The 14,148-nt window shown below is 43.3% G+C and carries 16 protein-coding genes; 7 read left to right on the forward strand and 9 right to left on the reverse strand.

Annotated features, from left to right (window positions below):
* Positions 1-34 precede the first annotated feature (34 nt).
* The 6 genes from NQ095_RS14785 to NQ095_RS14810 form a co-directional block, all read right to left on the reverse strand.
* Positions 35-271, reverse strand: a complete 237-nt coding sequence (locus NQ095_RS14785; protein WP_375162843.1) for a spore germination protein — start codon at positions 269-271, stop codon at positions 35-37.
* 66 nt (positions 272-337) lie between these two features.
* Complete coding sequence (locus tag NQ095_RS14790) at positions 338-745, reverse strand: spore germination protein GerPE (protein ID WP_258264222.1); 408 nt, start codon at positions 743-745, stop codon at positions 338-340.
* A 3-nt stretch (positions 746-748) separates the two neighbouring features.
* The gene (locus tag NQ095_RS14795) at positions 749-928 is read right to left on the reverse strand and encodes a hypothetical protein (RefSeq protein WP_060670356.1); all 180 of its coding nucleotides are present in this window, start codon (positions 926-928) and stop codon (positions 749-751) included.
* Entirely contained in the window at positions 903-1,532 is a 630-nt protein-coding gene (gene gerPC, locus NQ095_RS14800; RefSeq protein WP_258264223.1) for a spore germination protein GerPC, read from the reverse strand. The genes NQ095_RS14795 and gerPC overlap by 26 nt, the downstream gene beginning before the upstream one ends.
* Positions 1,533-1,563: 31 nt before the next feature.
* Positions 1,564-1,833, reverse strand: coding sequence for a spore germination protein GerPB (locus NQ095_RS14805; protein WP_258264224.1), 270 nt, complete (start codon positions 1,831-1,833; stop codon positions 1,564-1,566).
* 13 nt (positions 1,834-1,846) lie between these two features.
* The gene (locus NQ095_RS14810) at positions 1,847-2,068 is read right to left on the reverse strand and encodes a spore germination protein (RefSeq protein ID WP_060670350.1); all 222 of its coding nucleotides are present in this window, start codon (positions 2,066-2,068) and stop codon (positions 1,847-1,849) included.
* A 130-nt stretch (positions 2,069-2,198) separates the two neighbouring features.
* On the opposite strand from NQ095_RS14810, the gene NQ095_RS14815 reads away from it, so the two are divergent.
* The 3 genes from NQ095_RS14815 to NQ095_RS14825 all read left to right on the forward strand — a co-directional run bounded on the left by NQ095_RS14815 (position 2,199) and on the right by NQ095_RS14825 (position 4,724).
* Complete coding sequence (locus NQ095_RS14815; RefSeq protein WP_258264225.1) at positions 2,199-3,386, forward strand: DUF418 domain-containing protein; 1,188 nt, start codon at positions 2,199-2,201, stop codon at positions 3,384-3,386.
* Between the two features lie 24 nt (positions 3,387-3,410).
* The gene (locus NQ095_RS14820) at positions 3,411-4,280 is read left to right on the forward strand and encodes a fumarylacetoacetate hydrolase family protein (RefSeq protein WP_258264226.1); all 870 of its coding nucleotides are present in this window, start codon (positions 3,411-3,413) and stop codon (positions 4,278-4,280) included.
* 72 nt (positions 4,281-4,352) lie between these two features.
* A complete protein-coding gene (locus NQ095_RS14825) occupies positions 4,353-4,724 on the forward strand; it encodes a YisL family protein (RefSeq protein ID WP_060670344.1) in 372 nt (123 codons plus the stop codon).
* A 147-nt stretch (positions 4,725-4,871) separates the two neighbouring features.
* On the opposite strand, the gene NQ095_RS14830 is transcribed toward NQ095_RS14825, so the two are convergent.
* Positions 4,872-5,435: a DUF2777 family protein gene (locus NQ095_RS14830; RefSeq protein ID WP_060670340.1), complete on the reverse strand. Its 564-nt coding sequence runs from the start codon at positions 5,433-5,435 to the stop codon at positions 4,872-4,874.
* A 157-nt stretch (positions 5,436-5,592) separates the two neighbouring features.
* Here NQ095_RS14830 and asnB point away from each other — a divergent pair, with 157 nt between their 5' ends.
* From asnB to NQ095_RS14850, 4 genes are all read left to right on the forward strand, one after another.
* Complete coding sequence (asnB, locus tag NQ095_RS14835) at positions 5,593-7,440, forward strand: asparagine synthase (glutamine-hydrolyzing) (RefSeq protein ID WP_258264227.1); 1,848 nt, start codon at positions 5,593-5,595, stop codon at positions 7,438-7,440.
* Positions 7,441-7,777: 337 nt separating this feature from the next.
* A complete protein-coding gene (locus tag NQ095_RS14840) occupies positions 7,778-9,301 on the forward strand; it encodes a phytoene desaturase family protein (RefSeq protein ID WP_258264228.1) in 1,524 nt (507 codons plus the stop codon).
* Positions 9,298-10,794, forward strand: coding sequence for a phytoene desaturase family protein (locus NQ095_RS14845; protein WP_258264229.1), 1,497 nt, complete (start codon positions 9,298-9,300; stop codon positions 10,792-10,794). The genes NQ095_RS14840 and NQ095_RS14845 overlap by 4 nt, the downstream gene beginning before the upstream one ends.
* Positions 10,760-11,596 (forward strand): phytoene/squalene synthase family protein, encoded by an 837-nt coding sequence (locus NQ095_RS14850; protein WP_258264230.1) that lies wholly within the window; start codon positions 10,760-10,762, stop codon positions 11,594-11,596. The genes NQ095_RS14845 and NQ095_RS14850 overlap by 35 nt, the downstream gene beginning before the upstream one ends.
* 107 nt (positions 11,597-11,703) lie before the next feature.
* Here NQ095_RS14850 and NQ095_RS14855 read toward each other — a convergent pair whose 3' ends face one another.
* Both NQ095_RS14855 and NQ095_RS14860 read right to left on the reverse strand, forming a co-directional pair.
* On the reverse strand, positions 11,704-13,089 hold the full coding sequence (locus NQ095_RS14855; protein ID WP_258264231.1) for an ammonium transporter: 1,386 nt from the start codon (positions 13,087-13,089) through the stop codon (positions 11,704-11,706).
* Positions 13,090-13,123: 34 nt separating this feature from the next.
* A complete protein-coding gene (locus tag NQ095_RS14860) occupies positions 13,124-13,465 on the reverse strand; it encodes a P-II family nitrogen regulator (RefSeq protein WP_258264232.1) in 342 nt (113 codons plus the stop codon).
* Positions 13,466-14,148: the final 683 nt, after the last annotated feature.

Raw genomic sequence — 14,148 nt, forward strand, 5'->3', positions numbered from 1 at the left:
AACCAAAAAGCCTGCGGATGGGCTTTTTGGTTTTTTAGTTATTCCCTGTTATCGGTTGATCTACAACATTACAATCGAATGTGGTATTTACACTGAATACATTGTATGTTAACTGAAATGGGCCAGTATTGAATCCGCCAGATCCACCAAACGTTTTTGATGCGGACTTGGGCGAAATAATACCAGTATCTCCAAACTGTACACTTCCTCCTCCAACATTAAGAATAGCGACTGGACCTACTAAAGCGGGCATATTCAACATCCTCTTCATAAATATCTATACAGTTAACCTATGTGAAATAGAATAGAATGTTCATGTTCCTATTTGTATGGGTTTCTAGTCTGTCTGGTCAATGGTTTCAAAATTCCCCAGATCCTCATGCTTTTCAGCCTCAAGCTGACGGATGTGCTTTACTCTCGATTCCATAGCGACATTCGACGTATTTCCAATATGGATGATGGAAGAAAAAGCAGTAGCCTTGATAAATACTTGATCCACTTTGATCGGACAAAGATTTAGTCGGCTGACCCTCACTGTGGGATCAACAGGAGGTTTGGTAAGTGGTCCTTGAAAAACGCTGGAATCAAAGCTTCCTTCACTCGTCAAGAAAAATTCCTTCTCCCGTTGAACAGCGTAGGCAAAGGATACGGCGTTTATGTTTTGGGAATCGCCTATTTGATAGAGTGAGCTAAAGGATAACGTAATGCCGTCTAATTTATTTACAATTGAATAGCGCTTAAACATCTATTATCCTTTCGGTGTCAGTGGGACGAATGGACCGATGATCAATGACTCAGGCGGTGTATCGAATGCAGAAGTAAGCTGAATGATATCGGCATCCCCGATCAGGACAAGGGAGGAGCTTGCTACCCCTGCAATATCGATACTGCCGACTGACAATTCACGATTGATTACTTGGAGGTTCATTGTTATTCATCCCTTCCATATTTTCCGGCATCTGGGACATAAAGGAGAAGAGTGCCGTTTGAATATCCTGTTTGATTTTTGAAATTATTTTTCTTTCCCAGTCCCCTTCGGATTGTTTGGATTCGACATGAGGTATGTTTTCCAAGTAGAAATCTATTCTTTGCGGCATCTGATTTAGCAGGTCTTGCTGTACCATTTCATAATAAGAAGGGTCGAGGGATCGTTGGAATTGCATTTCATTGTCTTGAATGAGGGCAGGCAATTCGTTTTGAATGTACGCATGTATTTCTTTCGTTATTCTTTCTTTGTAGGGGGTCAAATCTTTGATTGACTCGACATTCACATTTTGATCAACGGCTAAATCCTCTATTGTATCCTTTAGATTACTTGGGTTCAGGCCGATATTCAATGTACCATCCAGGGACTCGACTTTAAGCTGATCGAACTTATATTCAATTCTCTCTACATTAATCTTCGGAGTATCCTTGATCGCCGTCAATTCCTGTGAGAGCTCATCTACTTTTTTTTCTAACGCGACAATTCTCGTATTCAACATGTCGATATACTGATAAAGTTGTTGGGGTGTCATATAGTAATTAGTCATCCTGCCACCTCTTTTCTTGTCGCGGACTCTTTTAAGGCGTTTGAAGAGGAACTAAAGGTGATGCTGGTGGTCCTGCTGGACCCGGTGGGCCCGGCGGACCAGGTGGTCCAGGGGGCCCAATTGAAATACTTCCTTTTTTTTCAGGTTCTGGAGCGGGTTCTGTGAAACCACCGGTATTATACAAGTAGTCATTTGTGTTTATTTGTCCACATGTGCCGATTTGTAATACGGAAGAATTAGACATTCCCCCGATTTTAATGAATTGAATCTGTATGGATTGTTGAACATAATAATTCGTCATTTTCGCATCACACTCATAGGTTTAAGTTTATTCCTTGATCCATTCCATCGTCATCCACCGTGTAGGTCAAGGAACTTTCGTTATAGACGGAAATCCCTCTCCCTGTAATAAATGAACCTGCACCGGCAAAGGTTTTGGCTGTTGATATCGGGCTGATGTTAAATACATCCCCAATGTGAAAAACGGCACTGGAACCGACGTTTATGACTTGTGCAATTCCTACAATTGCAGGCATTTCGACTCACACCTTTAAGACAAAGTTAATTATTGTTATTCTATGTTTAGAACATGAATAGGTGATAATCGCCTAAATTTCCATTTCGGGTTAGAATAGAAACAAGATTAATGATTTCGGAGGAAGATGAATGAACAACTTGTCGCCAATTGAACAGTCAGAACGTATTGTAAGTCTCGATGTGATCAGGGGATTCTCTCTGCTCGGCATCTTTATCATCAACATGATTTCCTTCCATTCACCATTTCTGTACTTTGATCCCTATACATGGTGGAAAACACCTGAAGATACGGCATTATTTCCTTGGATCGATGTTCTGGTTCAAGCGAGCTTCTCTCCCTTATTCGCCATGATGTTTGGATATGGGCTAGGGATCCAGCAACACAGGGCAGCGATGAAAGGAACATCCTTCTACCTGTTTGGGGTAAGAAGACTTGTTGTTTTATTGGGAATCGGCTGTATTCATGCCTTCCTGATCTGGTCAGGGGATATCCTGATTAATTATGCCGTATTCGGTCTGATCCTTCTTGGTTTCATGAGGCTTTCCGGGAAGGCATTGATGTGGCTCGGAGGTTTATTATTTCTAATACCCCAAACGTTTTTCAGTATTTTACTAGTATTGATGACCTTTTCTGATCCGACGGGGGTGACGAATTATACGAATATTGCTGCACTCCAGGATTCGGTTGCCGCCTATGGCTCAGGGAGCTTCAGCAGTATCATGGCGCAACGCTTTCAGGACTGGTATATGGTGAACTCACCTGACAATCTCTTATTCTTGTTACTTTCGATTCTTCCTATGATGATGCTCGGGGCAGGCGCGAGTAAACTGCAATTATTGACCAAGGTCAGAACCCATAAGAAGATTTGGATGATAACAGGTGGATTTACGTTACTCTGTGGATTGATCATTAAATCTCTGCCACTATTCATTGAGTCCAATTTCGCTTACAGCTATATACAGGACTTTTTGGGAGGTCCGTTCTTATCAGTATCTTATGCAATAATCCTTTCATTATTATTGTTGAATGAAAAAATGATGAAATGGAGCAAGCCATTGGCTTCAGTAGGAAAGATGTCCCTCTCGAATTACCTGATGCAATCCATCATCGGCACATTACTTTTCTATTCTTATGGATTTGGCCTCTACGGAGAAGTGACCTTAACGACAGGGACGATGCTTGCAGTGGGGATTTATTTCATACAGGTGATTCTATCTGAAATTTGGTTATCCAGGTTTCGATATGGGCCTGTTGAAAAGCTTTGGCGGGTGTTAAGTTATGGGAGAAGCAATGTGGTTAAAGAGGGAGAAGTGTAATACTGGAAAAGGGGATGAATAAGGATGAAATTCGTTAGTTTTAAGTGTGAGGGAAAAGAAACATATGGAGTGGAAATGGACGGCAGGATCCTTGATTTAGCGGTGATGGATGATTTACCCGGGGATTTACTTCAGGGGATTGAAGCCGGGGAAGGTTTTCTTGAAAGTGTAGAAGCAATTCTTAGGGAGAAGGGGGGAGCTATGCCATCTTTTGCAAAGGATGAAGTGGAATGGCTTTCTCCCATTCCGAAAGTGAAGAGAAACATCATATGTGTAGGAAAGAATTATCGTGAACATGCCATTGAAATGGGTGGTGAACAGGATATCCCGAAGAATATCATGATTTTCACGAAAGCAACCCATACGGTCATCGGTCACGGGGAAACGGTGCTTCATCATGATGACATAACGGAAGAACTTGATTATGAAGGAGAACTGGCCGTGATCATCGGAAAGACAGGGAGAGGGATTTCTCTGGAAGAAGCGATGGACCATGTCTTTGGTTATTCAATATTGAATGATATCACAGCACGTGACCTCCAAAAAAAGCATGGCCAATTTTTCATCGGTAAAAGCCTGGATACCACATGCCCGATGGGTCCATTTCTAGTGACAAAGGATGAAGTGACCGACCCTCAGAACCTGTCCATCACCACGAAGGTCAATGGTGAAATCCGCCAGTCTTCCAATACGGGACAAATGATTTTCTCCATTCCGACGATTATTTCAACCCTGTCTAAAGGAATGACTCTGATGCCGGGTGATGTCATCGCGACAGGGACACCTTCTGGAGTGGGGAAAGGCTACAAGCCTCCACGCTTTTTGAGAAAGGGTGATGTAGTGGAAATCGAAATAGAAGGGTTGGGAATTTTGACAAATCAGTTACAGGCTTAGTTAAAATTTTTGTTGGTGTACAGACTGTGGTAATATTATGAGCGTAAACTATCTACCTGTAGGAGGTTCAATATGTTTGATAATACACATGCCCATATTACAACGTGGGTCGTTGCCATCATTCTTTTCTTTGTAGCGGTCGGCTTACATAACGCAGGGAAGAAAAAAGGCATGAAAGTTGTACATATGATCTTACGATTATTTTACTTGCTCATCATTTTAACCGGTGCCCTTTTATTCTGGAAGCATCAGGGAATCAATCCGGCTCTTTACGGCATTAAAGGATTGGTGGGAATATGGGTGATCGGGATGTTTGAGATGATCCTGGTCCGCATGAATAAAGGAAAAAGCACGAATGTATTGTGGATTGTCATGGTTATCGCCCTGTTGATTGTTCTGTATTTGGGACTGCGTTTACCACTTGGGCTACATCCATTTGCATAAGGTATAAAAAGTCTGCTCATTTATGGAGCGGGCTTTTTTATTTTGGTCTTTTCGTCAGATATCTCGCATTAATAGCGATTGATGATAGTCAAACGCCTGTCGGGTACCTTACCTGACAGGCGCTTGTCTTTTTGATGTGGGGTACGATCAAATGTTGAAACTTTCAATCACAATTCGTCTACCCGTACTTAAAGTGAATTCAAAGCGGTCGCGTTTCTTTTTGTAGTAGGTGAAGTGATGCTGGACAGCGCAAACTTCCACACCGTTGTCGAATGTGATGAAGTTTACGCCTTCCTTGATTTTTTGGTTTCCGAGGAATACAAGGTGGTTATGGCAAAAGATACTGTCATAAATCGAATAGCCCAGGTTATTTAAGGCTGTTGTAAACTGATGAAAGGCATCATCAGAAATCTCTTCTAATAAATTCTCCAATGAATACAATATATTCTTCTTTATTTGAATTCGATCGCCATTCTCGATTCTTATTCGCTCATAGGGGGTGACGATGATACCATCTTCTAAGAGAACGCCGGAAAGCCACTCTCCATCTCTATACACTTTCAGTTCATGATTGAGGTAAAATTCGAGCTCAGACTCTTCCTCGGCGTCAATCTCGAAAAAGAACCATGTATCTTCTTCGAATAAAGCAGTGCCTTCGGAAAAAGATCTTTTTTGGGATTTTAAAATGTTTGATCGAAATATGTTGCTCAAGTGAATATCCCTCCTTAACTACATTTCTTGTCATAATTATCATATTTCATTCATGTAAAGATTGATTGAGACAATTAACCATTTCTTTATCGGAGCATAGAATAATTTATGTGTCAGTGAGCCCAGTTTGTTTGACTAGAAAGTGAGGATGATCACTATGTGCGGAATTACAGGTTGGATCCATTATAAACAAGATATGTCCAATGAAAAAGATGTTGTTGAAAAAATGGCAGAAACCCTTTCTAAAAGAGGACCTGATGAAACGAATGTCTGGGTTGACCAGCATGTTGCGTTCGGTCATAAACGATTAATCGTAGTTGACCCGGCAGGAGGAAGGCAGCCTATGAGCCTCCACCATAACGGACACCTGTTCACTATTTGCTATAACGGAGAACTTTACAATACAGAAGATCTGAGACAAATACTTATAGAGAAGGGATATACCTTCAAAGGGCACTCTGATACCGAGGTCCTATTGACCTCGTATATTGAGTGGAGGGAAGAATGTGTCCACCATCTGAACGGGATTTTCGCCTTTGCTGTATGGGACAGTGAGAAGGAACATGCATTTATAGGCAGGGACAGAATGGGCGTAAAGCCTTTATTTTATGTCGAAAAGGATGGCGGGATCCTGTTTGGTTCAGAAATCAAAGCTTTACTTGCCCATCCCGATGTTTTGCCGCAGGTGGATCTGCAGGGACTTTCGGAAGTTCTGGGGCTCGGTCCATCCCGCACTCCTGGAAACGGTGTGTTCAAAGGGGTCAAGGAACTGCGTCCCGCCCATAGCATGATCTTCTCAAAGGAAGGCTTGAATATATGGAGATACTGGAATGTGAAAAGTGAGAAACATACGGATTCGTTCATCGAAACGGTATCGAAAGTCCGTATTATGCTTACAGATGCCATACAGAGGCAGCTTGTCTCCGATGTGCCGCTATGCACATTCTTGTCGGGAGGACTCGATTCCAGCGCCATTACGGCAGTGGCAGCAAATCGATATAAAGAAGAGGGGAAAGGGAATCTTCATACCTTCTCCATAGACTATGAAGAAAATGATCAATACTTTAAAGCGAATGATTTCCAACCGAACTCCGATGCCCCTTGGATTGAAAAGATGACAGCTGAATTTGACACGATTCATCATAAATGTGAGATCAGTCAACAAGAGTTAAAGGACCATCTGATTGAAGCGGTCCATGTAAGGGACCTTCCGGGGATGGCCGATGTGGATTCCTCTCTATTATGGTTCTGCAGGGAAATCAAAGAGGACTTTACCGTGGGTCTGTCAGGTGAATGTGCCGATGAAATCTTCGGAGGGTATCCATGGTTTCACCGGCCGGAAGATTTTAACCGGAGAGGATTCCCGTGGATGCGTTCCACAGAGGAACGGCAAGGTCTTCTCAAAGAAGAGTGGAGTAAGAAATTGAACCTCGAGGAATATGTCCTGGAGCAATATGATCGCACTGTTGCTGAAACACCGTTGTTAGATGGGGAAAATGAAATGGAGACCAAAAGGAGACAATTATTCTATTTAAACTTACTATGGTTCATGACGACTTTGCTGGATAGAAAGGACCGCATGAGTATGGGAGCGAGCCTTGAAGTGAGGGTGCCGTTTGCCGACCATAGACTTGTAGAGTATGTGTGGAACATCCCGTGGGAGATGAAAATGCACGAAGGAAGGGAAAAAGGCATCCTTAGAAAGGCGCTTGAAGGCGTACTTCCCCATGAAGTCCTGTATCGAAAGAAAAGCCCATACCCGAAAACCCATCACCCGGAGTACACCAAACTGGTCGGTGACTGGCTCAATGAAATCCTGGAAGATAAATCAAGCATTCTCTATGAATTATTTGACGAAGAGAAACTGAAGGAAATCGTCGCAAGCGGCGGAGCAGCCTTTGAAGTCCCCTGGTACGGCCAACTCATGACCGGTCCTCAACTACTTGCCCACCTCGCCCAGATCCATGTGTGGTTCAAGGATTATAATATCGAAATTGTGGAGTAAAGCAATGGATGGATGGCGAATAAGAATTTAGAGACAGGTACAAACATAGAATGAAAGTATGAATGATTGAAATGGAGGCATAGTAAAAGGATAGAATCTTTTACTATGCCTCCTTTTTGTTCAGGTTTTTAATATTGTTGCTAAGTAGCAACAATATGACGGGAAGAGAGTTTCCAATGCGGTTTTAATGGGTTTATCGAGTGTAGGACAAGTCCGACAGGAAGAGAAAAACAAATTTATTTGGAAAAATAACGTTTAATGTTTCTTCATAGTGGAAAACAGTTGTATAAGTGTTGTATAATAATTGTACAAATAAAATACATTGGAGGCTATAACAATGGCCGAAAAGATAATCGTCATCGGTGCAGGTCCTGGGGGCCTGGCAGCGGCAATGCTTCTCGCCAGTAAGGGTTACAAAGTAGAAATCTATGAGAAGCAATCATTTGTTGGCGGACGAAATGGATCTGTCACGATGGATGGCTATATATTCGATATTGGGCCGACATTCCTCAGCATGCCGGAAATAGCAGAAGAATTATTCGAGGCGTCTGGAAGGAATCTTCATGACTATGTTGACCTACGGGAGCTTTCCATGATGTATGAACTCATTTTTAAAGATAAAAAAGTAAAAATGTATAAAGATCCCGAAGCATTATCGGGGGAAATCGAACGACATTATCCAGGTAATGCAGAAGGATATTCGCGTTTCATGAATGATACACGTAAAAAAATGGAACGGCTGAAACCGATTTTACAGAGCCCGATGGATCGATATTATCAATATATCAGTTGGAAAGTGTTGAGGGCACTTCCTCAATTGTCCTTGGGTAGATCCCTATACAGCGTGTTGAGTGATTACTTTACCGAACATGAATTGCGATTGGCGTTCACCTTCCAGTCCAAATATTTGGGGATGTCCCCCTGGGAGTGTCCGGGCGCATTTTCCATCCTGTCTTTCATGGAGCACGAATACGGTATCTTTCACCCGATCGGCGGATTGAATCAACTATCGAAAGCAATGGCAAAAGTGGTAGAGGAGCATGGAGGCTCAATTCACCTCGGTCACGGTGTCAAGAAACTGTGGATTGAAGACGGTAATGACGTAAAAGGAATCATAACAGAGGATGGAGAAAGAATTGCCGCAGATGAAGTGATCATCAACGGGGACTTTGCCTATGTCATGACCAACCTGGTGGAAGATGGCGTTTTGAAAAAATACAGTAAAGAAAAGCTGAAAAAGAAAAAATACTCCTGTTCCACGTTTATGATTTATCTGGGGCTCGATAAACAATATGATCTCCCCCATCACAGTATCGTGTTTGCGGAGGATTACAGGCGAAATGTAGAAGAGATTACGGAGACATTTACACTTTCGGAGGACCCTTCCATTTATATACAAAATGCATCAGTGACTGATTCAACACTGGCGCCGCCGGGTCATTCAACATTATATATCCTTGCCCCCGTCCCTAATAATGTTAGCGGAATTGATTGGACAGAAAATGAACAAACGTTCCGGGATCTGGTATTGGATGCTGTTGAGAGCAAGACAGGTGTAGAGAATATCCGCAATCATATCAAGGCAGAAAAGATCATCTCCCCCCATCACTGGGAGACGGATTTCAATATTTATGAAGGCGCCACCTTCAATCTTGGTCACCAATTAACGCAGATGATGGCACTCCGCCCACATAACAAATTTGAGGAACTTGAACACTGCTGGTTAGTCGGAGGAGGTACGCATCCGGGGAGCGGGTTGCCGACGATATTAGAATCAGCCAGGATTACGACCAATATGTTGATGAATGAAGATCATTCGTACTCGTTCTCTAAAGAACAAAGGATGGAGGAAGTCTTATGAAAACAGCAGTCGTAGGATCAGGGATTGGTGGATTGATTTCGGCATTATTACTCGCGAAAGATGGTCACGACGTCACGGTCTATGAGAAAGAGCCGACGATAGGCGGGCGTCTTGCTTTTGTTCAAGAAGGGGATTACAAGATTGATAAAGGACCTACCATTGTCCTTCTGCCAGACATGCTCATGTCCATTCTTACAGAAGCAGGCATAGACACGAATGAAATAGAATTCGTTCGCTGTGATCCCCTTTATGACGTTCATTTTGCAGATGGGCAAACGTATACGAAGTATGCCGATATCCATAAACAATATGAAGAGATCAAGGGGAAGTTCCCCGGGGATGAAGACGGTTTCCTTCAATTTATGAGCGATATGGATGAACGATTTACAATCGGGAAGCCGAAATTTCTTGAATCGTCTTTTCTGAAAAAGAGGGATTATCTCAATACTCAAACGCTTGGATCATTGCTTAAGCTAAAGGCATACCGAAATGTGATGGGGAACTTAAAGCATTATTTTCATCACGGGAAGTTGCAGACGGCTTATGGACTTCAAACACTGTATATCGGTGGAAATCCCTACACGACCCCGGCGATTTACAGCCTGGTGTCCTTTAGTGAACACAAGCACGGCATCTATTATATAAAAGGGGGATATGCGGGCTTATTGGACCATGTGAAGGAAGCGTGCGACCTGCATGGCGTCACGATCAGGACCTCCTCACCCGTCTTGGAAATTGCAACGAAGGGAGGTAAAGCGACTCACATCATCCTTGGAGACCAAAGGGAGCCAGTCGATTCGGTCATCATAAATGGGGATTTCCCTACGGCATCAAAATTAGTAAGGAAAGAAGGACTTAAACCGTATAAGCCCTCTTCCGGCTGTGTGCTTTTATATATGGGAGTCGATGGGAAGTATGATGATAAGGAAATGCATCAATTTTATTTAAATGATGATTTCTCCGGGAACATGGAGGATATTTTCAAGAATAAGAGAATTCCTAAAGAACCTTCCTTTTACGTATTTAATCCATCCAAGGTCGATGCTTCACTTGCCCCTGAAGGTAAGAGCGTCCTTTATGTCCTCATACCGGTTCCGGTGTCGGAGAGATTGGACTGGAAAGAAGCTTCAGAATTTCTTTCCAACCTGGTATTGGATACAATGGAGGAAAGGGGATTCGAAGAACTGAGAAAGCGTATTACGTGGATGAAAATGAGGACGCCTGAAGAAGCAATGCAAGAGGGGCTGTATTCAGGGGGGAGCTTCGGAATTGCGCCTAGTTTGGATCAATCCGGTCCGTTCAGACCCCAGGTACAACCCTTTACGGAGAAGAACATATTTGCTGTTGGGGCATCCATTCACCCTGGTGGAGGGATCCCGATTGTCATGCAGGGTGCGAAACTCGTTGCCCAGGCATTTAAAGAACATTGTAAATCAGAAAGGAAGGATGTGTCCTTACATGAACAAGATCTTGGAAGCATACGATCACTGTGAGAATATCATAAAGATTCATTCCAAAACATTTTACAGAGCTTTTTCCTTACTGCCGAAAGACCAAAAGAAGGCTGTATGGGCTGTGTATGCCTTTTGCCGCAAAGTAGATGATATCGTTGACGAGGGCACGAATCCTTCAGAGGAATTACGGCGATTCGAAATGGAATTTGAGTCGTATTTAACCGGCTATTATCCTCAAAATGAGCCGATGTGGATTGCGCTGGATGATGTGTTTAAACGGTTTAATATGGATGTTCAAGCTTTCCGGGACATGATAAAGGGGCAAAGGATGGACCTTGGTGAAAGGGTGTACGTGAAAATGGATGATGTTCTTGATTATTCCTATCATGTAGCGAGCACTGTGGGTTTAATGCTCCTGCCCATCCTTGCCCCAGGGAAAGAGCAGCTATTGAGGGAAGATGGGATCTATCTTGGGTATGCCATGCAGCTGACGAATATCTTAAGAGATATCGGAGAGGATCTTGAAAGGGGCAGATTATACATCCCTCAGGATCTTTTAGTGAAATATGAATATACCGTAACGGATTTAAAAGAACACAGAATAAACGACGCCTTTCAGTCCATATGGGAAGAAATGGCCAGACTTGCGGAAGATTACTATAAAAAAGCTTTTCGTACCATGAATCTTTATCCTGTGTACTCGAGAACCCCGGTTAAAGGTGCTGCCCTATTATACAGGGCGATTCTTTCCGAGGTTAGAAATAGTCACTATAATGTTTTTTCCAAGAAGCATTTCGTATCAAAAGATGTAAAAGAGAAAATCATATCATCCATTTCATAAATAAGCTCGTATGGAGGCTGCCCAGATGCCTTCCATATGAGCTTATTGTTGTCTAGCCTCCATTTTGGAAAAGAAAAAAGAGCCGCAAAAAGCAGCTCTTCCTCAAATTAGATTGTATTCCGTTGCTTCATGTCACTTGCTTTTCCCGTTCCGATCGAGTTCAATCGTTCGACTAAGTCAGATCCGAATGGAGAAGCGGAAGAGACGTTCGACTCTAACACCGTATCCTTTAATTCATAGGCGTTGGAGCCATGCTCTGTAAAATCCAGTCCTGAAAGTTCTTCTTCGCGGGAAACGCGAATGCTTGATACCCTCGTTACGATGAATAGGAATCCTCCAACGCTGACAGATGTCCAGACGATGACGGCCAACACCCCGAGGGCTTGAGTGGCGACCAAAGCAGCACCTCCACCGTATAAAAGCCCGTTCTGAACATCGAATAATCCGACAGCGACAGTACCCCATATTCCACAAATTCCGTGAACGGCAATTGCTCCAACCGGATCATCGACTTTCAATTTCGAATCGATTAGTGTGACGGCTTCAACCAGAATGACTCCGGCAATCAGGCCGATAATCAGGGAACCTGCCAGTGATACATTGGCACATCCGGCAGTGATTCCTACAAGTCCGCCGAGGGCACCATTTAATGTAAGGGAGGGATCAATTCGCTTAAACCGGATCAACGTGTAAAAAGCGGATGAAAGAATGGCGGCGGAAGCTGAAAATAAGGTCGTCGTGATGACATGTGGGACAAGGGAGGGATCAGCGGCAAGGCTGCTTCCCCCATTAAATCCGAACCAGCCGAACCAGAGGATGAACACACCGAGTGCCCCGATCGGAATATTATGGCCAGGGATGACATTCACATTTCCTTTGCTGTATTTTCCAACACGGGCTCCAAGGAATAAGACCGTGATGAACGCGCCAACTGCACCTGTTAAATGGACGACAGTAGATCCGGCAAAATCGACGAAACCAAGCTCGGAAAGCCAGCCTCCGCCCCATACCCAATGTCCGACGATCGGATAGATGATTCCTGTCATGGCAATGGTCAGAAGGATATAGCTTTTGAGTTTCATGCGTTCGGCCACGGCACCGGAAATGATCGTAGCACATGTAGCGGCAAATACGGATTGAAATAAGAAGAATCCGATGTCTTCCCGTCCTGATAGGAAAAAGCTGTCCGTACCAATGACGCCACCTGATGACCCTCCGAACATGAACCCGAATCCTACGATGAAATAAAGAACAGAAGCTATGGCGACAGTTAAGAAGTTTTTCATGAGGATATTAAGGGAGTTCTTGGCACGGGTGAATCCGGTCTCTACCATGGCGAATCCGGCGTGCATGAAGAACACAAGGACTGCAGCGATCATGACCCACAGAGAGTCGACGGATGCTTGAACAGATTCTGCGGTAGGGGGCGCAGCGAAAGCGGTAGTGCTCACAAAAAGTGATAGAAACAGAAGTGACGAAATTTTTTTAATCAATGGAATCCCTCCAGTATTGGTTTGGTAAAGCGATTTACAAAACGGCTTTTTTACCTCGTTCGCCTGTACGGATGCGAATGACATCTTCGACAGGATAGATGAAGATCTTTCCGTCTCCTACGGTTTCCGTACTGCAATGTTCAACGATGAGATCAATGATGTCTTCCACCTGACCATCATCGATGATCATTTCCACCTTTACGCGGGGGACTAACTGCAGTTCAAATTTATTCCCCCTGAAAATCCCCTGCTTACCTTTCTGCTTTCCACACCCAGCAGCCTCTGATACAGTCAGGCCGCTGAATCCACGAAGACATAATGCTTCTCGCAGGGATAGAAATGCTTCTGCACGAATAATCGCTTCCACTTTTTTCAATGTGATTTCCTCCTTTTGTAATTTTAGTCTTTTTTCATGTTAGGTTTTATGACATGAATAAGTTATATCATTTATCATATTCAGAAAATAACAAAAGTTCAAGTATTAATTTGTAATGAAAGCGTTTTTATGTAAAAAAACGTAACATTTGTGAATGAGGGCGTTTTCATTTGGAGAAAGGGACAAAAGAGTTTATTTAAAAATATCCGGACGATCATTCGAAATCGTTCGGATTTATCATTTAGCTGTTTACGTAAATACTGTTGGTTTTGGATGTAGTGAGTGCTGGTTGATTTCCGCTCCAGTTGCTCGCTTTCCGCGGGGCTGGCGGTGAGCCTCCTCGGGCTAAAGCCCTGCGGGGTCTCTCCTGTCCAGCGTTTCCCGCAGGAGTCGAGCAACTTCCGCTCCAATCAACTTTCCAAGGTAAGTCAAAAAAAACCGAACGATCATTCGAATTTCTATAATGAAATCGAATTCGTTCGGAATTTTATTGTTTTTTTGTAAAAGCATATAATTGGTATTTTGCAGTTTCTAGCTTTTGATTGGAGTGCAAGACGAAGACTCCTACGGGAAAAGCGGAATAGGTAAGACCCCGCAGGAACGTCATGAGTTGCACCCCTATTGTTGGACACCCCAACCAACAATAGGAGGTACCAGCACATATGGCCAAGTTTACTCAAGAA

The organism is Rossellomorea sp. SC111, assembly GCF_024733565.1.
Lineage (GTDB): Bacteria > Bacillota > Bacilli > Bacillales > Bacillaceae_B > Rossellomorea.